The sequence below is a fragment of the Fulvitalea axinellae genome (assembly GCF_036492835.1).
Classification (GTDB): domain Bacteria; phylum Bacteroidota; class Bacteroidia; order Cytophagales; family Cyclobacteriaceae; genus Fulvitalea; species Fulvitalea axinellae.
This window is the reverse complement of record NZ_AP025314.1, coordinates 2,553,412-2,574,649: the sequence shown is the minus strand read 5'-3', so window position 1 is coordinate 2,574,649 and position 21,238 is coordinate 2,553,412. Positions and strand designations below refer to the sequence as shown.

18 protein-coding genes are annotated in these 21,238 nt (G+C 47.6%); 5 read left to right on the top strand and 13 right to left on the bottom strand.

Translation table 11 applies throughout. The features are described from left to right. Positions 1-60 precede the first annotated feature (60 nt). On the top strand, positions 61-1,434 hold the full coding sequence (locus tag AABK39_RS09885) for a UDP-N-acetylmuramate--L-alanine ligase (RefSeq protein ID WP_338391175.1): 1,374 nt from the start codon (positions 61-63) through the stop codon (positions 1,432-1,434). Positions 1,435-1,503: 69 nt separating this feature from the next. Here AABK39_RS09885 and murB read toward each other — a convergent pair whose 3' ends face one another. From murB to AABK39_RS09835, 10 genes are all read right to left on the bottom strand, one after another. Then, a complete protein-coding gene (gene murB / locus AABK39_RS09880; RefSeq protein WP_338391174.1) occupies positions 1,504-2,523 on the bottom strand; it encodes a UDP-N-acetylmuramate dehydrogenase in 1,020 nt (339 codons plus the stop codon). A 31-nt stretch (positions 2,524-2,554) separates the two neighbouring features. Next, positions 2,555-3,826, bottom strand: a complete 1,272-nt coding sequence (rodA, locus tag AABK39_RS09875; RefSeq protein ID WP_338391173.1) for a rod shape-determining protein RodA — start codon at positions 3,824-3,826, stop codon at positions 2,555-2,557. 33 nt (positions 3,827-3,859) lie between these two features. Continuing rightward, complete coding sequence (locus AABK39_RS09870) at positions 3,860-5,683, bottom strand: penicillin-binding transpeptidase domain-containing protein (RefSeq protein WP_338391172.1); 1,824 nt, start codon at positions 5,681-5,683, stop codon at positions 3,860-3,862. Next, positions 5,680-6,210, bottom strand: a complete 531-nt coding sequence (locus tag AABK39_RS09865; protein ID WP_338391171.1) for a rod shape-determining protein MreD — start codon at positions 6,208-6,210, stop codon at positions 5,680-5,682. The genes AABK39_RS09870 and AABK39_RS09865 overlap by 4 nt, the downstream gene beginning before the upstream one ends. A 14-nt stretch (positions 6,211-6,224) precedes the next feature. Next, positions 6,225-7,070, bottom strand: a complete 846-nt coding sequence (mreC, locus tag AABK39_RS09860; RefSeq protein WP_338391170.1) for a rod shape-determining protein MreC — start codon at positions 7,068-7,070, stop codon at positions 6,225-6,227. A 142-nt stretch (positions 7,071-7,212) separates the two neighbouring features. Beyond that, positions 7,213-8,238, bottom strand: a complete 1,026-nt coding sequence (locus AABK39_RS09855; RefSeq protein ID WP_338391168.1) for a rod shape-determining protein — start codon at positions 8,236-8,238, stop codon at positions 7,213-7,215. A 269-nt stretch (positions 8,239-8,507) separates the two neighbouring features. Then, positions 8,508-10,034: a bifunctional phosphoribosylaminoimidazolecarboxamide formyltransferase/IMP cyclohydrolase gene (purH, locus tag AABK39_RS09850; RefSeq protein WP_338391167.1), complete on the bottom strand. Its 1,527-nt coding sequence runs from the start codon at positions 10,032-10,034 to the stop codon at positions 8,508-8,510. Positions 10,035-10,058: 24 nt separating this feature from the next. Then, on the bottom strand, positions 10,059-10,637 hold the full coding sequence (gene purN, locus AABK39_RS09845) for a phosphoribosylglycinamide formyltransferase (RefSeq protein ID WP_338391166.1): 579 nt from the start codon (positions 10,635-10,637) through the stop codon (positions 10,059-10,061). Positions 10,638-10,792: 155 nt separating this feature from the next. Beyond that, on the bottom strand, positions 10,793-11,650 hold the full coding sequence (locus tag AABK39_RS09840; protein WP_338391165.1) for a geranylgeranylglycerol-phosphate geranylgeranyltransferase: 858 nt from the start codon (positions 11,648-11,650) through the stop codon (positions 10,793-10,795). A 90-nt stretch (positions 11,651-11,740) separates the two neighbouring features. Next, complete coding sequence (locus AABK39_RS09835) at positions 11,741-12,220, bottom strand: DUF4293 domain-containing protein (protein ID WP_338391163.1); 480 nt, start codon at positions 12,218-12,220, stop codon at positions 11,741-11,743. Between the two features lie 234 nt (positions 12,221-12,454). Here AABK39_RS09835 and truA point away from each other — a divergent pair, with 234 nt between their 5' ends. From truA to AABK39_RS09815, 4 genes are all read left to right on the top strand, one after another. Next, a complete protein-coding gene (gene truA, locus AABK39_RS09830) occupies positions 12,455-13,204 on the top strand; it encodes a tRNA pseudouridine(38-40) synthase TruA (protein ID WP_338391162.1) in 750 nt (249 codons plus the stop codon). A gap of 60 nt (positions 13,205-13,264) precedes the next feature. Further along, on the top strand, positions 13,265-15,025 hold the full coding sequence (locus AABK39_RS09825; protein WP_338391161.1) for an ABC transporter ATP-binding protein: 1,761 nt from the start codon (positions 13,265-13,267) through the stop codon (positions 15,023-15,025). 1,370 nt (positions 15,026-16,395) lie between these two features. Beyond that, positions 16,396-17,067, top strand: a complete 672-nt coding sequence (locus AABK39_RS09820; RefSeq protein WP_338391160.1) for a hypothetical protein — start codon at positions 16,396-16,398, stop codon at positions 17,065-17,067. A gap of 303 nt (positions 17,068-17,370) precedes the next feature. Beyond that, a complete protein-coding gene (locus tag AABK39_RS09815; protein WP_338391159.1) occupies positions 17,371-17,925 on the top strand; it encodes an acyl-CoA thioesterase in 555 nt (184 codons plus the stop codon). A gap of 228 nt (positions 17,926-18,153) precedes the next feature. Here AABK39_RS09815 and AABK39_RS09810 read toward each other — a convergent pair whose 3' ends face one another. From AABK39_RS09810 to AABK39_RS09800, 3 genes are all read right to left on the bottom strand, one after another. Further along, positions 18,154-18,903, bottom strand: a complete 750-nt coding sequence (locus AABK39_RS09810; RefSeq protein WP_338391158.1) for a hypothetical protein — start codon at positions 18,901-18,903, stop codon at positions 18,154-18,156. A gap of 85 nt (positions 18,904-18,988) precedes the next feature. After that, positions 18,989-20,692, bottom strand: a complete 1,704-nt coding sequence (locus AABK39_RS09805) for a hypothetical protein (RefSeq protein WP_338391157.1) — start codon at positions 20,690-20,692, stop codon at positions 18,989-18,991. Beyond that, on the bottom strand, positions 20,682-21,233 hold the full coding sequence (locus tag AABK39_RS09800; protein WP_338391156.1) for an RNA polymerase sigma factor: 552 nt from the start codon (positions 21,231-21,233) through the stop codon (positions 20,682-20,684). The genes AABK39_RS09805 and AABK39_RS09800 overlap by 11 nt, the downstream gene beginning before the upstream one ends. Positions 21,234-21,238 lie beyond the last annotated feature (5 nt).

Here is a 21,238-nt window from a genome sequence, read left to right as displayed (position 1 = left end):
TCTTCTGTTTTTAAAAAAAATCATATTTTTGAATACATTCCTAAGTTAAAAATAAAGGATATGCCAGAGAAGTCGTATCACAACATACACATGATTGCCATCGGAGGCAGCGCCATGCACAATTTGGCTTTGGCGTTGCAGAAAAACGGATTCAATATTACTGGTTCCGACGATAAAATATATGAACCCTCAAGAACAAGATTGGCCGAGGCCGGCATCCTTCCCGAAACGGAAGGCTGGGATCCTTCGCGTATTAGCGAAGACACGGATTTGGTGATTCTGGGCATGCACGCCAAAGAGGGAAATCCAGAATTGGAAAAAGCCCGTGAGCTTGGCATCAAAATAATGTCAATGCCCGAATACGTTTACGAAGCTTCGAAGAACAAGCAACGAATCGTAATCGGCGGAAGCCACGGCAAAACCACCATCACGTCGATGGTGATGCACGTTTTGCAACACGTAAAAAAGGAGTTCGATTACTTTGTAGGCGCCCAAGTGCCGGATTTTGACATTATGGTACGCCTAAGCGACGCTGCCGTAATTGTGATCGAAGGTGACGAATACTTGAGTTCGGCGGTCGATCCGGTTTCTAAATTTTTGCGTTATCACCATCATATCGGGGTAATTAGCGGAATTGCTTGGGATCACGCCAATGTTTTCCCTGAATTCGAGAATTACCTAAAGCAGTTTGAGGATTTCGCTGACCAAACGCCAAAAGCCGGCACTCTTATATATAATAGAGAGGACGATCACACAAAAACGATCGGTGAGAAGAACAGGGACGACGTAGCGTCTATCGCATACGGAACCCACCCCCACCGCATCCGTGACGGAAAGGCTTTTCTTGTAACTGACTTTGGCGAGATCGAAGTCCAGTTTTTCGGCGCGCACAATATGAGCAATCTTTGCGCCGCCAAGGAAATATGTAAGCAACTCTGCATCGTGGATCTGGATTTTTATGAAGCGATCAGAAGTTTTCGCCCAGCGCAACGCAGATTAGAACTTTTGGCAGAAAACGACACGCAATCGTTTTACAGGGATTTCGCACATGCACCGTCCAAAGTAAAAGCATCTGTGTCCGCTCTCAAAAGCCTAAGGCCCGAAAGGAATCTGCTCGCTATTCTTGAACTCCATACCTTCAGCAGCCTTCAGGAATCTTTTGTAAAAGAATACCGAAACAGCCTCGACCCAGCAGATATCGCAGTGGTTTTTCTTGATAAAGAAGTCGTGGAATTGAAAGGCAATAAGGCGTTCAGCGAACAAGAAATCAGAGTGGCCTTCGCTAACAGCAATATCCGCGTTTTCTATAACGCCGATGATCTGAATCGTTTTTTGATTGAGCAAGAAAAAGAAAACACGGACGTGGTGTTTATGAGTTCGGGAAATTTCGGTAACCTTGACATTAACAGTTGGATCTCCAAACTAGCGATCTGACCGGATTCATTTCCACAAAAAAGCCCGCAAGATCAATGTCTGGCGGGCTTTTTTGTGTTCATTCCGTTTTCACCAAACGTTCACTTCGGGTTCGATCCGTATTCCGAATTTCTCAAAAACAGAATCCTGAATTTTTCTAGACAAATCCAGAATGTTCTTTCCGGAAGCGTTACCGTGATTTACAAGTACTAAAGCTTGCTTATCATGAACCCCGGCGTCACCGTCACGCTTTCCTTTCCATCCACACATTTCGATCATCCACCCTGCCGGAATCTTGAATGTTCCGTCCGAATTTTTATAAAATGGCCTTTCAGGAAATGATTCGGAAAGCTTGTCGAACACCTCTTTTGTCACCGACGGATTTTTGAAGAAACTTCCGCCGTTTCCGATCTTGGCAGGGTCAGGCAATTTACTTTTCCTGATTTCCATTACCGCTTCGCAAACATCTTTCACCTTCGGCTCCACGATTCCTTTCTCCTCCAAAACAGACCGAATCGCACCGTATGAAACGTTTAGCTTCGGCTTTTTGCTAAGCCTAACCGTAACGCTTACAATAAAGTATTTGCCTTTGGCTTCTCTTTTAAAAATACTGTCACGATATCCGAAACGGCATTCTTGGGCATTGAAAACCCGAGATTCGCCCGTAGCCAAATCAACAGCCTCCGCACTTACGAACACATCCTTAAGCTCGGCTCCGTACGCACCAATGTTTTGGATTGGAGCCGTACCGATTTTCCCTGGAATCAGCGCCATATTTTCTACGCCACCCAAGTTTCTCTCTACCGCCCAGAGAACAAATCCATGCCAATCCTCTCCACCGGCAACTTTCACTTCCGTAATTTCCTCGTCCTCTTTCTGTATTTCAATCCCTTTGATCTCATTCAGAAGAACTAAGGCGTCAACATCTTTGGTCAAAAGAATATTGCTTCCACCCCCCAAAACCACTTTGGGAATTTCACGGAATTCATCGTTTGACAGTAACAGTTCACTTAAAGCTTCACCTGAAGAAACCTCTGCCAAACACTTTGCCGAGGCATTTATCCCAAAGGTATTCAAGTCTTTAAGCGATACGTTTTCCTTTATATCCATAACGGATTTTTCGACTTTATCCATACCAAAATCAACGCCCCAAAACCTGCATCCGGTGAGCGTCCAGTTTTACCAAAATGAAAAGCAATATCGTAAACGACCAAAGTGACGAGCCTCCGTAACTGAAGAACGGTAAGGGTATACCTATCACGGGAAATAATCCGATAGTCATTCCAACATTCACAAAAAAGTGAAATAGCATTATCGACAACACACAGTAGCCGTAAACACGGGCAAACTGCCACTTTTGTCGCTCGGCCAGAAACTGTATCCTAAGAAACAAGGCGATAAACAAAGCTATAACCGTGACGCTACCAACCCAACCTCGCTCCTCACCCAAAATACAGAAAATAAAGTCGGTACTTTGCTCAGGTACGTAGTCATATTTTGTCTGTGTTCCGCCAAGAAAACCTTTGCCCAACCAACCTCCGGAACCGATGGCGATTTTGGACTGGATAACGTTCCAACCGGCGCCGGAACGATACGCTTCGGGATTTACGAAAGCTTTCACACGGCTTTGCTGGTGAGGTAAGAACACATTGTTTACGACATAATCCACACTCAACACCACTCCACTACTCAGGATCAACGCCCCCAATACGATGGCGATTCGTTGCTTGGTCTTTTTTCCTAACAAAATCACCAATGCGCATATCAACGCCGCGGCACCAATTAAATAAAGTGGAGAAAAAAGTAGCGTCAGGATAAACAGGGCGACTAATGTAAAGCCTATGACAAAAACTACAGGCGAAAGCCCTTCCCTGAAGAACATGATACTGATGGCCATGAAAACCAAAACGGACCCGACTTCTCGCTGTAGGATAATCAGCACCATCGGAATCGCCATAATCCCGATAGCCCTGGCCAACGGTTTTATTCTGTCAAAACGTTTACCCGATTCGGAAACGTATTTCGCTAAAGCCAAACCCACTGTGAATTTAGCAAACTCCGCCGGTTGCAACCGTATTGGCCCCAACACAAGCCAAGACTTGGATCCGGAAACTTCTTTGCCTATTAACAATACAAGGATTAACTGAACGATCACAACGCCGAAAAGCACATAAGCGAACGTATCATAAAACTTGAAATCCAAGACCATTATGATGACTATCACGGCCACTGCTCCAGCTATCCAAACAATTTGTTTCCCCGCTTTACTCGAAAAAGAAAGCATCTCGGCGACTGTGGAATTATCTTCGAAAACCGAGGAATAGATATTCGACCACCCGATAAGCACCAACGCCAGGTAGAGCAAAACGGTCACCCAATCTATTCTATCCAATAATGTAGTATCCCTACGCATCTGTCTTTTGCTGTTTTGAAACGGATTTGACGATTATTTCCCCAACTGTTTCAGGTACTCGGATTCCAATACATATTTTTCAAGCCAGGGTCTAGTCACTTCTCCCTTGATATATTTCTCCACCAACAAACTGGCGATACTACCTGACGCTCGCCCTCCATATCCTACATTTTCCATATACACCGCTATGGCAATTTTCGGATTATCTCTAGGAGCGAAAGCCATGAACGCACTATGGTCATGTCCGTGAGGGTTTTGGGCGGTACCCGTTTTCCCGCAGATCTCGATATCGGGAATCAAAGCGCGGAAGGCCGTAGTACCCACGGCGCGCCTCATTCCTTCCACCACTACCTCGTAGTGCTCTTTCCTGATCCCCGTTTCGTGTCTTTTTCTATATTTTTCAGGAGCGGGATCTCCACCGATATTCTTGATAATGTGAGGTGTATAGTAGTATCCTCTGTTTGCCATAATGGCCCCAACATTCGCCATTTGCAGTGGAGTAACCATAACTTCTCCCTGCCCGATGGAAATCGATCTTACGTTTGACGCTTTCCAACGATATTTCTTCCCTCGACCAATTCGTTTATCGTAGTACTTTGTATTCGGAACATTCCCCGGTTTCTCTCCGTAAAGATCAACCCCGAGTTTACCTCCCAGACCAAATCGCCTTGCGTAATCGGCCCAAACATCCATACCTATCGAAGCGTCAACAAAAGCACTTTTCTCTTTTCCTTGCTGAACCACCCTTTTGAATATTCTCGCAAAATAATCGTTTGATGAAAATTGCAATCCTTTGACAACATCATAACTCCCTTGTGGAGAGTGGCCGGGAATAAGGGAATTGTCACAGAAAATCTGTTCTCTTGGTCCAACTACCCCTTCTTGCAAAGCCATCAGCGCCTGAATAGTCTTGAATGTAGAGCCCGGAGGATACGTCGCTAACACCGGACGGTTAAACAACGGTTTAGTGGAATCATTTAGCGTCAGCGCTTGATAATTCGCCCCCAATTCACGGCCCGTAAGCAAACGCGGATCATAAGCCGGAGCGGAAACATAACTGAGGATCTCACCCGTTGAAGGTTCGATAGCTACCAAACTTCCGACTTTACCTTCCATCAGTTTCTCGGCATACTCCTGAAGTTCCAGATCGATGGTTGTCGTAATCGTTCTCCCTTCCACCGCCAAGGTATCATAAGCACCTTTGGCGAAAGAGCCTTTAATCACTCCGTAGGCATTCTTTATTTTGTAGCGAACGCCCCTGTGGCCACGAAGATCTTTTTCATAAAAACGCTCTAGACCACCGCGCCCCAACATATCGCTGCTTCTATAATAGCCTGTTGTATCGGCCTTCAAGGCTTTAGCTGAAATTTCGCCCACAAAGCCCAGCAATAGCCCCGATATAGGATTCGGGTAAGCCCTTTGTGTCCGAACTTCAGGATAAAACCCCGGAAAGTCGATCAGCTTCTCTTCTATTCTGGCAAAATCGTCTCTCGATATTCTCCTTACGATCGGGCTCGCCTTTCTGCTCGAATAATCTTTTGCTTTCTCCAAACGAGCCTTAAACTCTTCCGGATCCAAGCTCAAAAGATTACATAGAGTCAAAGTGTCGAATTCCTTTACGTCCTTGGGTACTACCGTCAAATCAAAAACAGGCTCATTCACCACCAACGGAGTCTGGTTCCTATCAAGAATCAGCCCCCGGTACGGGTATTCGACCATTTTCAACTTGATATTATCGTCCCCTTGCTTTTTATAGACAGGGTCAAATACCTGAATGTACAGCAGACGCAGGGCAAAGACCAACCCCACGAATATCAACAATCCGCTAACCGCATATTTCCTGGCTTCCGACGTCATCCTTCACTTCTCTTTTTTGTCGGAGAATAAAACAGGTATTGAACAAGGCAAATCACTACGAAAGTAAATATCGTACTGCTGATAGAGTCTCCAATGATTCGAAAGGTCAAACCAGCATTCCAATACTCGATCGTAAACAACCCGATGTAGAACGTCAAAATCAACGGCAGGGTATATTGCGCAAACCAAGTAATGCCGAAACTGTAAACCGTTGGCAAACTGGTCTCATCATATCCTCCGCGAGGCGTGATCATACCCATCCAATATCTGCGCATATGCATCAGAAAAGTAGCCATCGCCGCGTTTGCGCCAAGCGTATCATAAGCCACGTCAACCACCAAACCTGTCCCGAAGCCGATCAGCAAACCAATTACCGGACTCAACTCCACAGGCAACAATAACAAAAAACCAATATAAATCAGGCAATATGCCGAATCGAAAAGCACCAACTCCTTGAGCAGAAGAATCTGTACGACCACATAGGTCAGAAAATGCAACGCCTGTTTTCCGGTCAGTAATAATCTCATTATTCCGTCTCTTTTCAGTCCCTGAATTCTTCCATAAGCGAATCAAGCTCATTTTTCGCCAGATCCTCCACTACATATACATAATCGAGCCTACGGAAATCATTTGACAACCGAAGCTTGATATCATGAAACGAGGCGTCATCTCCCCTTCCCACTTCGCCGACAACACCGATAGGCGTACCTTCCGGAAAAAGTCCGTTAAAACCGGAAGCCACCACACTGTCTCCTGGCTTCACTTCATAATGCCTGGCTACGTAAAGTACTTTTGTGAATTCCGGCGAAACCCCGTCCCAGTTTACAGTACAGGCGATCCCGCTCGGCAGTAGCTTGGCAGAGACCAAAAGCCGGGAGTGTAACATCGAAGCGACAACGGAATAATTGTCCGAGACCGTCAAAACGCGTCCAACCACTCCACTCGGACTAACCACCCCCATTCCTTTACTTACGCCTGCCGTTTCCCCTTTGTCCAAAGTCAAGTAATTCTTTGATCCGCGCACATTGTTGTTAATCACGTGCGCCGGCCTAAATTGATAGCGACTCGTTTGGGTCACGGTATCCAACGGATCGAGTATTTCTCTAGTGGCCGAATCCAGTTCGGGTAACTCCTTGTCCACAGACAGGGCCGCACGCAATTTTGCGTTTTCCATTACCAAGCTGTCATTTACCCTATCCAAGTCCATATAGGAATAAAACGACTGCTTTCCGTTGTATAGATTTCCCACCATCCTATTGGAAGAATTGAAATACAACGAGGAGTGGTAGCTATCGTTACGCACCAACAGCATTACCGCGACAAGCTCCAAGACCAAAAAAACCAAGCCCGCCCTGAAAGCATATAAGAACTGTATCAGTTTACGCATCTGAATTCAAAATCGTTAACGAAATTCTCTCCGGTTCGTACATGGGCCATTGAGCCCCAAATAAAAAAACATCCGAAACCGCTTGTCTTAAAACGCCTTCGGATGTTGAAAATTGCCATTCTGCGCCTAAATAAAGGCCCAATCAGGTCATTAATACCGCCTTGTTGGCGTCAATATTTTTCAAGGCCTTACCTGTTCCGCGCACTACTGCCCTAAGCGGATCTTCCGCCACGTGTATCGGCAATTTGGTTTTCATGGCCAAACGCTTGTCCAAACCTCTCAACAACGCTCCCCCACCGGTCAAGTGGATACCGTTGTCGTAAATATCGGCTGACAATTCCGGCGGAGCGATTTCCAAGGCTTTCAAAACGGCCTCTTCGATTTTCGAAACCGATTTATCGATAGCGAAAGCGATTTCCGAATACGACACCTTGATTACTTTAGGAATACCCGTCATCAAGTCACGGCCACGAATCTCGAATTCCTCCGGAGGATCATCAAGCTCGGTCAAGGCCGCGCCCACTTCGATCTTAACCTTCTCGGCAGAACGTTCACCAATCAGCAAATTATGCTGACGACGCATATAATCGAGAATATCTTTGTTGAAAGTGTCACCCGCAACACGGATCGACTGGTCGCAAACAATACCGGAAAGAGCGATCACAGCAATTTCGGTAGTTCCGCCTCCGATGTCCACCACCATCGAACCAACAGGCTTTTCGATATCGATACCGATACCCAAAGCGGCGGCTATCGGCTCGTGAATCATATAAACTTCCTTGGCGCCAGCGTGCTCGGCCGAGTCACGTACCGCACGTTTTTCCACTTCTGTAATACCCGACGGGATACAAATCACCATACGATGCGAAGAAAGAAAAAAACGGCTACGATTGTCAATCATCTTGATCAACCCCCTAATCATCTGCTCCGCGGCGTGGAAGTCCGCGATAACACCGTCTTTCAAGGGGCGAATTGTCTGAATGTTTTCGTGTGTTTTTTCATGCATCTGCATGGCGTCACGGCCTATGGCCAACACCTTTTTGGTGCTTTTATCCCGGGCTATTATCGAGGGTTCATCCATCACGATTTTATCCTTCTGGATAATCAGCGTGTTGGCTGTCCCCAAGTCTATCGCTATATCATTGGAGAAAAAGTCGAAGAATCCCATTCTGAACCTATATAATGTCTTAGTCGTTAAACGATGCCCTAATTTTCATTGCCATTCAACAAGAAAGGCAGGAGTGTTTTTTCTGTCTTTCTAGAGTAAAGGGGGGTTCAACGAAGATAAGTCTTTCTGATTCCGAATGCAAAATATTCAAAAGTAAAAAGGTGAGGGATAGTTCATATCAATATCCCCCCATAAAAACACGTTTTGCAACAGGAAAAAAATATGACGTATCCGGGATCAACACCCCCGGATACGTCCTGAAAGCACTCTTAATGCTTAAAATGCCTAGTTCCGGTAAACACCATCGACATTCCGTGTTCGTCGCAATACTCGACAGAATCTTTGTCGCGAACAGAACCACCGGGCTGAATAACGGCCTTGATACCCTCGGCGTCGGCAAGCTCCACGCAATCGGCGAACGGGAAAAAAGCGTCCGACGCCAATACAGCTCCCGAAAGATCGAAACCGAAGCGCTTGGCCTTCTCGATAGCCTGTTGCAAAGCGTCAACGCGAGAGGTCTGCCCCACTCCGCTAGAGAACAACTGCCCGTCCTTGGCCAAAACGATGGCGTTAGACTTGGTGTGCTTACAGATTTTGCTGGCGAAAATCAAAGCCTCAACCTGATCAGCTGTCGGAGCGACTTTTGTAGCCACCGTAAGCCCTTCGGCCGAATCAGTCACTACGTTTTTGTCCTGCTCGATAACACCGTTCAGCAAACTCTTATACTGCTTACCTTTCGGCATCGCATGGTTTTGCTGAAGCAATATTCTGTTTTTCTTAGACTTAAGAATAGTCAAAGCCTCTTCAGTAAACGAAGGAGCGATCAACACTTCGCAGAAAAGCTTATTGATTTCCTCGGCCGCCGATTCGTCAACTTCTTTATTTGTCACCAACACGCCACCGAAAGCCGAGATTGTGTCGGAGGCGAAAGCCTTAAGATAAGCTTCTTTCACGTCGGCACCCGTAGCTACGCCACACGCATTCGTGTGTTTCAGGATTGCGAAAGCCGTTTCGCCCTCAAACTCGTCGATCAACGCTACCGCCGCGTCAATATCCACCAAGTTATTGTACGAAATCTCTTTGCCGTGCAACTGAGTGAACATCTCGCCGAAGTTTCCGTAGAATTTACCGGCCTGATGAGGGTTCTCCCCATAACGGAGTCCCCTAGCCTCACGAAGACTCTGCTTGAAGCCCGGCAATTCCTCTTCTTGATTGAAGTAGTTGAAGATCGCGGTGTCGTAATGCGATGAGATATCGAAGGCCTTAGCGGCAAAACGACGACGGTCCGCCAAATCAGTGGCTCCGTCCTTCTCGTCAAGCAACGCTTCCAGCTCACCGTACTGCTCACGCGACGAAACGATCACCACATCTTTAAAATTCTTGGCGGCCGCCCTGATAAGCGAAATGCCACCAATGTCGATCTTCTCGATAATATCCGCCTCAGGCGCTCCAGAAGCCACCGTTTCCTCAAATGGATAAAGGTCAACGATCACAAGGTCGATCGAAGGAATATCAAACTCCGCAATATGTCCCTGATCCTGCTCGTTGTCCCTGCGGTTCAGGATTCCGCCAAACACCTTCGGGTGGAGCGTCTTTACGCGTCCGCCAAGGATAGACGGATAAGTGGTCAAGTCCTCAACGGCCGTAACCTCCACACCTTGCTCCTCAATGAAATTCTGGGTTCCTCCCGTAGAGTAAACCGTCACGCCGTGCTTCTGCAAAAGCTTAACGATAGGCTCAAGGTTGTCTTTGTAAAATACCGAGATCAGTGCCGATTGAATCTTCTTTGTGGTCATTATCGTAATTTTTGAGAAATGTATTTACTCACCCGTCAAAACGGACTCGATTACTTTAGGGAAATATTCGTATTCCAAGTCATGGACTTTGCCGGCCAAACTGTCAGCGTCGTCTTCAGGCGTGACTTCGCACGTTACCTGAAAAATCACGTGACCTTCGTCGTAGCGCTCGTTCACATAGTGAACCGTAATACCCGACTCAGCCTCTCCGGCTTTGATCACCGCTTCGTGAACCCTAGAACCGTACATGCCCTTGCCTCCGTATTTGGGCAACAGCGACGGGTGGATATTCACGACAGCGTCCGGGTAAGCGTTCAGCAGGCCTTCCGGAACCATCCAGAGAAAACCGGCCAAAACAACCATATCCACTTGGGCTATCGCCAGCGTGTCCAACACTTTGGCAGACTCATAAAAGTCTTTCCTGTTAAACACCATCGTAGGCACTCCCAGCTTTTCCGCCCTAGTGAGCGCATAGGCGTCCGGTTTATTGGAAAGCAACAAAACCACCTCCACGCCTTCGACTTCCTGGAAGTATTTGATTATGTTTTCGGCGTTCGTTCCGCTTCCCGAAGCAAAAACAGCGATTCTTTTCTCGCTTTTCATACAGCTATAATTGACTTGAATTAAATACGGCTCCAACCGAACCCTCTATTCCCAAAAACTCTCTCAAAAACCACGTCCGCAAGGATTCCTGACCAAAATCCCCGCAAACCCCATACTCCGCCGGTCCTCTAATCCGACAGAGCCGCTTATTTTCCTCAATGGAATATCATACTAAGAATACCCAGCGCCATCAGCACTTTGCTGAACCTGCTAAGCACTCCGAAATCTCTTTTTGTGTCGGCTTTCGCCAAAATCATATAAAACAATAACAACAAAGGCACAAACACGGCAAAGTAAACCTGAACAACGCCATTCCCTATCCGAAAAGCGAAAACACCCAAACCGGCCGTAAAAACCAATACTAGCCATTTGACCAATCTCCGTGCGGGACGCAAACCATAGACCACAGGCAAAGTCCTGCAACCGAAACTGGCATCCCCCTTCATATCCTCTATATCCTTAAGAATCTCGCGGATCAATGTCATAAACACGGCAAAGAAGGTATAGACAAACACCCATTTCTCGTTGTTACGGGAAAACAACAACATCATCATCATCGAAAGCCCGATAAGAAACGCCACCATTAGGTTTCCTCCCAAAGGTCTTCTTTTCAAATCATTGGAATACCACCAAAGACAAAAGGCCATAAAAAAGATCACGCCTCCCTGCTTCCAAGAATAAAGACCCGCCAAAACGATAGCCACGGCGTTGAACAAGGTGTGAGCGAACAACACGGCCCTGCGGGAAAAGTACTTCCCAATAATCACGCTGTCCGGTCGATTTACGTAATCGATTTTTACATCGTAATAATCGTTGATCATATACCCCGCCGCCGCCACAATCACCGTCGAAGCGATCACGGCCCATACTGGCTCGAACTCTTCGGCGGGAATATCGATCAGGAACCTGGCCACCATAAATTGCGTCAATGCGATCATCAGCAAATTGGGCCACCGCACCAAAGCGAAGAACGCCGAAACCGAAGAATCGCCAACCTTGCGCGTCTTTTTCATAACACACTAGCCATAAAGCCTAACCTACCGGGCACCAACGGCCTCGGATACAAAAAAGGACAACCGCAAAGGCGATTGTCCCAGTATTCTTTATCTGATTCGATCCACGGACCGCACCAATTCCTCGTCTCTTTTGATAAACCTAGTCGCTATCTGGTTACAAACCACGGCTCCCATCAACATGAATATACCCGCACGGTACATCGTGTCCGGCCCCACAGTCCAATCCTTGCCGTTTGTAAACACAAAATATATCGACAAACCCAGATTCAGCAACATCAGCATAGTGTTGCCCATGCCAAGCTTCATTTGGAACATACGGTTCTTAAACGACACCAATTCGTAGATTCCGATAAGGATCGAGATCACCGAAAGAACTCCCAACACGGCAAAAGGCATGTTCTCCATTACCGGATTACTTCCAGCCACTATGTGCTCGTGTCCGTAGAAGTACAGTGCCTGCGCCTCACCCGTTTCTTTCAGGTAGCTGGCCCACAGGGGAAAGTAAAGACCGCCTCCCAACAGGGCGACAGCCAGCGCCAAAAAAAGCGTCTGGACTCTTTGTAACATATAATATCCTGTTCTTGGTTGATTCCCGGAAAAAATCCTCCGGGCACACATTATTTTACGCCGACAAAACTACGAAAAAGGCCGAAACGGAAAAACCCGCCCGCAAAAAATACCCTCACCGATTCGCGCAGAAGACAACGTCACACCCGATTTTATTGTTAAATTCGCAACCGAGGCCCCCGCGCCCTTATTCGCCCGCCGGAATCCCCGGTTTGGCCGTTCCAATTTCACGACATGAGATATTTCCTCGAAATAGCCTACAAAGGCACCCAATACAACGGATGGCAAATCCAGAAAAACGGACATACGGTCCAAGGAGAACTCAACCGTTGCCTCAGCACCATCCTTCGCCAAGAAATAGAGATTACTGGCAGTGGCCGCACCGACACCGGCGTCCACGCCACGGCGCAGGTCGCCCACTTCGATTATGACGGCGAACTGAACCCGGACCGTGATGCCTTTCGCTTCAATTCATTTTTACCGGAAGATATCGCCGTCAAAGCCATACGCCCCGTACACAGCGAGGCCCACGCCCGCTTCGACGCTGACCGCCGCTCTTACGAATACCATGTAGTCCAGCACAAAGACCCCTTCAACGATCACCAAGCCCACCATCACCGCAGCGCCTTGGACGTTGAGGCCATGAACAATGCTGCCCACCACTTGCTCGGAAGGCAGGATTTCGAAAGCTTCAGCAAGGTACACACCGACGTAAACAACTTTTTCTGTGACATTAGCCGGGCCGAATGGAAACACGAAGGCCAAAGGCTCGTATTCCATATCAGCGCCAACAGGTTTCTGCGCAATATGGTCAGAGCCATTGTAGGAACTTTACTTGACATCGGAGCCGGAAAATCCGCCCCCGACAGCCTGCCGGCCGTAATTGCAGCCCGCAACAGAAGCGCAGCGGGAAAATCGGTCCCGGCACATGGGCTTTACCTTACGGAAGTGCGTTATCCCGCCTCCGTTTATCTTAACGAATAAGGCCTAAGAAGCTCGCCCGACAACAGAAACCAAAACACACACCTAATACCAAACACTAACTTGGACACCAACGAAAAAAGCGGCAACGTAATAGATTGGCAAGTGCTCAAGAGGCTCTTCAGCTTCATGATGCCATACAAAGGCAAGTTCACCACACTCTTAGCCCTTACATCATTAGTGGCCATCCTCGGCCCCGCCCGCCCTTACCTTATACAAGTTACCTTAGACAAATATGTAGCTCACGGCGACTACAACGGCCTTGTCCGCATGACTGCGATTATCATCGGATTGCTTTTGGTACAAACCGCCGTCACCTACAGCCACACTTACCTTTCGGGTTGGCTCGGCCAAACCATGATCCGCGACATCCGCATCAAATTATACAAACACCTTCTCAACCTCCGCCTAAAGTTCTTTGACAACACGCCAATCGGACGGCTTGTCACCCGAAACGTTTCGGACGTTGAAACCCTCGCCGACGTATTCAGCCAAGGCGTCGCCGCAATGGTTACAGACATTCTTCAGCTGGTTATCATCTTCTGCATCATGCTCTATACCGACTGGCGCCTTACGCTGGTCTGTCTCTCCACATTGCCGATCATGATCATCTGCACTTATATATTTAAGGAGAAAGTAAAAAAATCATTCAACAACGTGCGCAACGCCGTGGCCGCCCTCAATTCCTTCGTACAGGAACACCTTACGGGCATGAACGTCGTGCAGATTTTCAACAAAGAGGACCGCGAGTATAACAAGTTCGCCAAGATCAACGAAGGCCACCGCGACGCCAACCTCCGCTCCGTCCTTTATTATTCTATCTACTTCCCCGTGGCCGAGGTCATTTCCGCTTCCGGCCTCGCCTTGCTGGTTTGGTACGGCGCCGAAGGAGTCATCGACGAGCGCATCAGCGTCGGCGTCATGGTCTCCTTTATTATGTATATCTCCATGTTCTTCCGCCCTATCCGCATGATCGGTGATCGTTTCAACACCTTGCAGATGGGCGTTGTCAGCGCCTCGCGCATCTTCAAGTTGCTCGACAACACTGACAACATCCCCGACGACGGCGACCTTGCGGTCAAAGACTTCAAAGGCCTTGTGGAATTCGAAAACGTCCACTTCGCCTACAACGAGCCCGAATACGTACTCAAAAACATCTCATTTACCGCCCAACCCGGCCAGACTCTGGCCCTTGTGGGCGCCACCGGCGCCGGAAAGTCCTCCGTCATCAATTTGCTCACCCGCTTTTACGACATCCAGAAAGGCAAGATCAGCATCGACGGCCACGACGTGCGCAAATACGCCTTGCATGACCTCCGCCGCCATATCGGCGTGGTGCTTCAGGACGTTTTCCTATTTTCCGACACCATCCGCGGCAATATCACGCTCGGCAATCCCGACATCACCGACGAGCAAGTCCGCAGAGCCGCCGAACTCGTGGGCGCCAACCGCTTTATAGAGCGCATGCCCGACGGCTACGACCATCCCGTTATGGAACGCGGCGCCAATCTCTCCGTCGGCCAGCGCCAGCTTATCTCATTCGTCCGCGCCATGGTCTACGATCCCAAGATCATCATCCTCGACGAGGCCACCTCCTCCGTGGACACCGAGACCGAAGAGATGATCCAAGAGGCCATCAACCGCCTGATGCACGGCCGCACCGCCATAGTGATCGCCCACAGGCTCGGCACTATCCAAAACGCCGACCGCATCATCGTCCTCGACAAGGGCGAGATCAAAGAATCCGGCGGACACGAAGAGCTTTTGCGCCTCGACGGCTACTATTCCCGCCTCCACCGAATGCAATACAAAGAGACATTATAATATAAGGCCCCACTCGGGGCCTTTACTTTTTTCATACGTTCATGCGTTTTCACCCAAAACCAAAACAGCTTTGAGGGCGCTTTAAATTACCGGAACAAAAATCATATAACCTCAAGACAAACAACACTTAACACACGCAACTGAATAATTCACATTAACACAAGAAAGAACATCTTCTTTCCAAACTTCCAAAACTTAAACCTTGCAAATATTACCCTTCGGCGTTTCCCCTTCATTCACACCCTTCGCTTTGTCATAATACCCAACTACAGCACCGCCCTCAATCATGGAACCATCGCGTTCTTGCTTAATTTCCTTATCCCAAACCAAAAGCGACACTAACCAAGAACCAGAATCCTTAGCCTTCGGCAAAAGCCCATCACACTCATCCTCCCCTTTGCCATGTTACCTCCACACAATTCCTCCCCCAACCACAAGATCCACGAATGCCGGCATACGTTCTTTATAGTTTATGGAGTAACAAACGCCTTATATTCGAAAGAATATTTCGTCAAAATAAGTGGCAATTAATATCAATACTAAAAAAACAATCTCAAAAACGAAGGGAATGTCCTAAAAAGTGCCTTCTCTCCACCGGGTGAAGACCAAAACAATTTATCACTCCATTAATATTAGCTTTGGCGTCATCTTACCGTCCTTCGGTCTTATCTCTTTTCCTTCGGTTATTATTTCTTTTTCTTGTGCCTCCATTTTTTTTAGCTCTGGCATAATATCTTTAGCTTACGGCATTATTTCTTTTAGTTTCGGCATAATTCCAACACCCTTTCCCACCATTTATTTTAGCTTCGGCGCCATTTCTTCGCTCTTGTATGTCAACTTTTTCATTCATAAAGCGTTACTGACAAATATCTTTTTGCGATTGATATATTTTCATAAAAAATTAAAATAAACAGATTATATCCGGCATTGTTTTCGCTTATGTTTTCTTGAAAAATTTATCGAGTGATAACAATATACCACTCCCAATCAACACCTAAACAGTGAACAACATGACAAAAACTATGCACTAAGACAAAAAGAATGGACCCATGACCTCTTCCTCAAAAAGCCAGACATGTAAAGTCTGTCCCGAAAACGGTTTTTAAGTACCGGTCCGATTTACCTTATTGTAAACAGCCCCCGGAACGTCGCCCGACGATCCGATGATCAAGCAAACCGAAAGGTTTGGAACACCGCCCTCGACGGCCAGGCTCACGGAAGGACAAAAGGGAAAAAACGCCACCAAAAACATGGTGCCATACGAAATTCCCGCACCGCACTACCCTTCACGGGCCTAGGCAAAACGGCAGGCACACACGCCCGCCGGTATTCTTCGCTATTACAAAGGTATCTGTAAAACAAACGATCAGATGGCTACAAAAAACAGAGTCTCCATTCCCTACGCCGAACTCCTCCAACGCTGTGACCGCGTACTTTCCCTCTTCCACCGCGACGCCGACGTCTTCGCCGACTACGGTCTAAACGAGGCCTTCGCCACGGCGTTCTCCGAAAAGATCGAACTCTTCCGCGACACCGACACCGACCGCTACTGGGAAGGCCAACAAATGATGGCCACCAAAGCCAAGGACGATGCCCGCAAGGCTTTGGAAGAACTCTTGGCCGGTTTTCGCTTCCGTGCCAAGCTCGCTCTCGGCGAAAAATCCGCTCGCTTCCGTCTCTACGGCTTCGGCCCCTTCAGCAAGCATAAAGATCCCGGCATAGTACGCCATGCCCAAAGCGTAGTGCGCGCTGCCTCCAATATGCTCGCCGACCTAAGCCCACGCGGTATTGACCAAGCCTACCTCGATGACATCCAAGGCGCTTACCAACAACTGGACATGGCCATCGACGACGCCGAGGCCGCGCGCGGAACCCGCCAAGCCAAGACCGTTGACCGCAGAAACTTGGCTGCAGGACTTTACACCTCATTGGGCGAGATCTGCAATATAGGCAAACGCCACTGGCGCACCCTCAACGAGGCCCATTACGAAGAATACGTCCTCTTCGGCGACCGCATAGTCTCCGAAAGCGCCTCGGAATAAGCCACCTCCACGCCCGAAGCTGTTATAACGACGCCCGAAAGCGTTTGAACAGTTTCGGGCGTAGTTTTTTCACCCTCCACAGTCAAAGATATTTCGCCGAAAGGCATAAACATCCCGCACTCCGATAGGGATTTCATTTTTTATACATCCAACCGTATTCACTAAGCGTTCTGAATCATTTCAGACATATTCTTATAATTGATCAAGAAAGAAAAGTCTATCATATTTGATCCACACTACTCCGGCTTCGTATTTTTACAGCAGAACGTCCCCAAAACATTCTAAAACCATAATCGACAAACTATGAAGCCAGACTTCAAACCGACCAAAGTTTCCCAAATAGAGATCAGCCAGCTGATGTTGCCCTCACACTCCAACTTCAGCGGGAAGATACACGGGGGACACATCCTATCCATGATGGACCAAGTGGCTTTCGCCTGCGCCTCAAAGCACTCCGGCGAATACTGCGTCACGGCATCGGTAGACAGAGTGGAATTCCGCACGCCAATTGAGGTGGGCGAACTGGTAACCATGAAAGCGCAGGTAAACTACGTGGGACGCACGTCTATGGTAGTGGGTATCCGCGTAGAGGCTGAGAACATCCAAACCGGCGAAGTGAAACACAGCAACTCATCTTACTTCACCATGGTAGCCAAAGACGCGAGCGGCAAGACCGTACCCGTGCCCGGCCTTATAGTGGCCGACAAACACGATGTGCGCAGGTTCCTCCGCTCCGCCCGGCGCATGGAATCGATCAAACACCGGCGTATGGAATTTGGCAAAGACACTCACGAGGAATTTATTGTGGAAAACTATCTTGAGGAGCTGAAGAAATTCCGTCTCAAGTTGGAGCTGTAAGATAAATATGTCGCTTCCAGGACTCTGAGAAAGGTTCTGGAAGTTGTTTCACTCTCCCATCACAAGAAACTAGCTTTAACGGAAACTATTTTTTTGGCAAAAAAGCATGAGGAAGTTTGCCTACAAAAAAGAAGAGCGGGCCATAAAGACCCGCTCACAAACCATCACATGAAAAGACTAAAAAATGTCGGTTGCCGCGTCTCACGACGAAGCGATTATTTTATATCCCTAGTTTGCCTTTTTATAGTTAATGGCAATACTAGTAACGTGCATTCCGAATTTAACTTTCACATTTGACAAGTAACCTACCATTAAGTTAACAGCGCCCAATGCGTCAGTAGTAGACTGAATCTGTGTCGCTCCGGTCTGGCTGAAATATTTTTTATTCTCCGGGTTATTGTTTTGCCCATCTGTTCCCGGAATGACCATTTTACCGTGAACCACATTATCATCTCCCGCTCCCACAAATGACCCAGGGTTGATATTCGGAATCATCACTCCTGCTTCATTTTCGCTTACAGCCACTCTCTCGTCAGAAATCGCCAACTTAATTGCGGATTTCCAGTCATTCACATCATCATAACCCAAGTCTGGAGCATCTGGCAACATTGCGATCCAGCTGATTTGAACGTAAAAATCATATTTGGTATTTGGCGCCAAACCTGGCCCGGATACGTCATTGCGACTTAAAGTTCGTTGTGCGTAATGAAAGATACTGTCAGCTGTCGTGTTATTGGAAAGGAGCTGCATTCCTCCAACCTCGTCAATTCTCTCATGACCGAAATCGTATTCTAGGCCATCTTCATTTTTATAGTAAGCGGCACCGTCACTCCAACCTGGAATCAAACTGCTTCCGTCTTGAGCGGCGAACAAATAAGTAACACCACCGTCCCAAGTATCAATATCGTTTGAAGTGTCAAGGCATGAACTCATGCCAATTATCAATAAAATTAACCAACCGTAAAATTCTTTCTTCATCTTATTCTTTTTTATCTACACGCTCCAAAGACACACATTCTTTCGCCAAACGTTGTAATGAAAATTATTTTTTTGGCGAAAAAGGCTAAAAACTTACTGAAAACCCAATTTTCATTGTCACGCCTTTAGGATTGACAGTAAAAATTTCCTTGTTATTACTCAAGTCGGTAAAAGCGTATTTATAGCCACCACCCATTGTCAATGCGTAGTGCTCCGAAAAGTTGTATCGAAGGTCCATTCCCGCTAAAGCTGAGACAAAATTTTCTCGAAGAGAATAATCCACTTTTTCCCTTACCACTACTTTAGCGGAAACATCGTCCCGATTCAACAGAAAGTCAACAGTCATACCTGCGTTCAACAATACAGACAGACGACGATCGATTACTTTATAACCAATTTTAAGAGGCACACCAATAGTTCTCAGCTTCTCATCCCCCCAACTTACGCCATTGTTATCTTGTAATGTTGGGTCACCACCAGAAAGACTCATCCTAGAGTACTCCAAACCCGACAGCAACATAACGCGATTCGTAACCTGCCAACCAGCCTCCATCACCCACGACACTTCCGGCTTTACAGTAAAGTTTTCCGGTTCAGGCCTTTCAGCTTCAAATGCTGAAGCTACACTAGCAAACGAACTACTTTTACGTGTCACCAACCCTGGAGTGTCGAAACTTTCCATCACTGAATTATTGTTCCCGATACTCGGGTCCATACTATTGGTCCCAAGAAAAACGCCTGCGACAAAAGCATTACGGCCTTTTGGAGAACGCTTACGGGGCATATAACGCGGAGCCTGCAAATACAATTTGCGATAAGGGCTCGGCACATTATAACTTATCCCATTCGCCACCATATCAGTCACTTCCGGCGGTATTGACAAAGCTATTGCTCCATTACTCAACACATCCGAATCCGACAAAACCTGAGACATCATTTTTGCCGAAATGGCTGTTCCTCGACTGTTTGTCAGAACAGGAGGCCTTACACTGGCTACGGACGTTCTGGGGTTTAATTCTTCAGGGTCAACATCTTCCGCATCATTTACAATCGGGTCAGGTAATTTTGTCAATGCTTCGGGGACAACTTCCTTAACAAACTCAATTTGGCCTTTTTCCGATTCGTTTATGGCAACCGCTTTTTCATCCAGATATTCATTGATCTGCCAATATCCGGCTCCCGCAAAAACGGAAACGCTGGCCGCCACCACCAAAGGCTTTAGGTTGGCCACAAGCCACATCGCCACCATTTTTGGCCCTTTTCTATGAGTGGCTCCGGGAGAAACCGCTCCCAAAATCGCAGGCCAAACGCGGGCAGGCACTTTTTCAGGGCCTTTTTCTGTAAACGCTTTTTTCCAAGCCTGCTCGAACGTATCGGCTCCGCCACCATATACACCACCACGAATAGCGCTATTCACATTCGCCCACACGCTACCGGGTACTGGCGGTATAGCATCATGTTTCTTCTTAAAAGCCTCTGACCAAGCGGAAGCAAAAGCCTCATCACTTTTATCCGCCAAATTATCATCAAGTCCTTTCCGCACGCCTTCCCAAATTCCTTTGGGAACTTCCGGAGCCTTTGAAGCGTCCAGCGCATTCGTCCACTTTTGACTGAATTCCCCAGAATCGGGAGACACCTTTTTTGATGGATTACTCTCCGCTCCCGGAGATTCGCCCAAAGCCCCGGAGATCTTGGCCCACAAATGATCGGGAACCGGAGGCACACTTCCCTCCCCAGCCATCTTATGACGCCATTGCTCTTCGAAGCTGTCTTTCTTCTTATGCGCCATAGTGATATTCCCTTTGGTACAACAACACTTTTTCACGCAACAACTTTTTCGCCCGGGCCAATTGCGATTTGGAAGTCCCTTCCGAAACTTCCATCATTTCCGCAATCTCCTTGTGGTTGTATCCCTCTATTGCGTAAAGGTTAAAAACCGCTTGGCAACCGGCCGGCAATTCCCTTACCATTCCCAATAATTCTTCGTACTGGAAATCGGAAAGCACCCAATCCCGGTCGTCATTGTAGTTCAGGTCCGAAACGTCTTCCATCGGGGATGCGTACAGCTTGCCTCTTCGGCTGTTTAGCGCCGTGTTGACAACAATACGCTTGATCCATGCGCCGATGGTCGAATTCCCCTGAAACGTGTCCATTTTCTGGAAAATCTTGATAAAAGCTTCCTGCAGGACATCTTCCGCTTCCTGTTCCGATCGGGCATACCTCAGCGCCACACCGTACATATTCTGGGCGTATTTACTATACAATGTGTACTGCGCTTCGCTATCTCCCTCAATACATTTCCGGATAAGCTCTTCGTCTGTTTCTTTCATATGGC

Coding starts and splice junctions, on each gene's coding strand:
- truA (WP_338391162.1), top strand. CDS start 12,455: ATGAGATATTTCCTCGAAATAGCCTACAAAGGCACCCAATACAACGGA.
- AABK39_RS09815 (WP_338391159.1), top strand. CDS start 17,371: ATGAAGCCAGACTTCAAACCGACCAAAGTTTCCCAAATAGAGATCAGC.
- AABK39_RS09820 (WP_338391160.1), top strand. CDS start 16,396: ATGGCTACAAAAAACAGAGTCTCCATTCCCTACGCCGAACTCCTCCAA.
- rodA (WP_338391173.1), bottom strand. CDS start 3,826: ATGCGTAGGGATACTACATTATTGGATAGAATAGATTGGGTGACCGTT.
- AABK39_RS09865 (WP_338391171.1), bottom strand. CDS start 6,210: ATGAGATTATTACTGACCGGAAAACAGGCGTTGCATTTTCTGACCTAT.
- mreC (WP_338391170.1), bottom strand. CDS start 7,070: ATGCGTAAACTGATACAGTTCTTATATGCTTTCAGGGCGGGCTTGGTT.
- AABK39_RS09805 (WP_338391157.1), bottom strand. CDS start 20,692: ATGGCGCATAAGAAGAAAGACAGCTTCGAAGAGCAATGGCGTCATAAG.
- AABK39_RS09800 (WP_338391156.1), bottom strand. CDS start 21,233: ATGAAAGAAACAGACGAAGAGCTTATCCGGAAATGTATTGAGGGAGAT.
- AABK39_RS09855 (WP_338391168.1), bottom strand. CDS start 8,238: ATGGGATTCTTCGACTTTTTCTCCAATGATATAGCGATAGACTTGGGG.
- AABK39_RS09870 (WP_338391172.1), bottom strand. CDS start 5,683: ATGACGTCGGAAGCCAGGAAATATGCGGTTAGCGGATTGTTGATATTC.
- AABK39_RS09835 (WP_338391163.1), bottom strand. CDS start 12,220: ATGTTACAAAGAGTCCAGACGCTTTTTTTGGCGCTGGCTGTCGCCCTG.
- AABK39_RS09840 (WP_338391165.1), bottom strand. CDS start 11,650: ATGAAAAAGACGCGCAAGGTTGGCGATTCTTCGGTTTCGGCGTTCTTC.
- purH (WP_338391167.1), bottom strand. CDS start 10,034: ATGACCACAAAGAAGATTCAATCGGCACTGATCTCGGTATTTTACAAA.
- purN (WP_338391166.1), bottom strand. CDS start 10,637: ATGAAAAGCGAGAAAAGAATCGCTGTTTTTGCTTCGGGAAGCGGAACG.
- AABK39_RS09810 (WP_338391158.1), bottom strand. CDS start 18,903: ATGAAGAAAGAATTTTACGGTTGGTTAATTTTATTGATAATTGGCATG.
- AABK39_RS09885 (WP_338391175.1), top strand. CDS start 61: ATGCCAGAGAAGTCGTATCACAACATACACATGATTGCCATCGGAGGC.
- murB (WP_338391174.1), bottom strand. CDS start 2,523: ATGGATATAAAGGAAAACGTATCGCTTAAAGACTTGAATACCTTTGGG.